This is a genomic window from Blautia sp. DFI.3.45, from assembly GCF_020593505.1.
Lineage (GTDB): Bacteria > Bacillota > Clostridia > Lachnospirales > Lachnospiraceae > Blautia_A > Blautia_A wexlerae.
This window is the reverse complement of the sequence record NZ_JAJDMI010000251.1, coordinates 1-236: the sequence shown is the minus strand read 5'-3', so window position 1 is coordinate 236 and position 236 is coordinate 1. Positions and strand designations below refer to the sequence as shown.

The 236-nt window shown below is 47.9% G+C and carries 1 protein-coding gene; it reads left to right on the top strand.

The genetic code is table 11. The annotated features are described in order from the left end of the window. The coding region (locus tag LJE09_RS17770; RefSeq protein ID WP_227311649.1) for a transposase at positions 1-236 on the top strand (236 nt) is incomplete at both ends.

The window sequence follows — 236 nt, the reverse complement described above, 5'->3', positions numbered from 1 at the left end:
GATCGCAAGGGTGCAGGCCCAGTGGTATGGGCAGCAGTCCGGAAAGGGAGTAAAGTATCTGGCTACATCAAAACATATCAGGAAGTTATATAAGAGAAAACATGATTCAGTAACGGATTATCTGCACAAGGTCACAAGGTATCTTGCAGAATACTGCCGGGAACAGGGGATCACCTGTGTCGTTGCAGGGGATATCCGGAATATCCGGAGAGAAAAAGACCTGGGACACAGGACAA